General features: G+C 43.4%; 1 protein-coding gene and 2 tRNA genes. All 3 read right to left on the bottom strand.

Annotated elements, in window-relative coordinates; all coding sequences use genetic code 11:
* Nucleotides 1-94: 94 nt before the first annotated feature.
* A tRNA-Ala gene (locus ACYQ3Q_RS28415) sits at nt 95-170 on the bottom strand.
* A 94-nt stretch (nt 171-264) separates the two neighbouring features.
* Nucleotides 265-341 (bottom strand) — tRNA-Ile (locus ACYQ3Q_RS28420).
* A 50-nt stretch (nt 342-391) separates the two neighbouring features.
* Nucleotides 392-634, bottom strand: a 243-nt coding sequence (locus ACYQ3Q_RS28425; RefSeq protein ID WP_459931740.1) for a hypothetical protein, incomplete at its 5' end; no start/stop codon positions are given.

Below are 634 nucleotides of genomic sequence, written 5' to 3' on the forward strand. Positions count from 1 at the left end.
TCTAGGTTTATTTGAAACTTGCGTTTCGAAGTGAATTCTTTCGACTTTACTAGATTATTTCTCTATGCAGTTTTCAAAGAACATCACATTTAATTGGTGGAGGTTAGCGGGATCGAACCGCTGACCCCCTGCTTGCAAGGCAGGTGCTCTCCCAGCTGAGCTAAACCCCCATTTTAAATGTCCGATATTAGATGCTAGATTCAGTTCCTTTGCCGGTTTGCTTGTCATTTCTGACCTCCGGCCTCTGTACTCTAACTTCTTTATTGGTGGGCCTAGATGGATTCGAACCATCGACCTCACGATTATCAGTCGTGCGCTCTAACCAACTGAGCTACAGGCCCGCGATATTCGAAGTTCGTGGTTCGATGTTCGATTAATTTCGCCTTACGGCTTAATAAATCTTGATCTTACTACATCTTCGACCTCGATATAATTTGTTGAGTTTCCATTTAACCGAATTTCTCAATTCCCTGTTCGCGAAGCGAATTTCCATTCGAACTACGAACCTCGAATATCGAACCACGATCATCTGGTCTCTCAAAACTAAACAACAGCTTATTCCAATGAGTTGCCGATCCCTCGGCATGAGTCTTTCGACTCTAATGATCTCTCGCCAGACTTTAAGTCCTTTAAG

Source organism: Desulfosporosinus burensis (genome assembly GCF_054657535.1).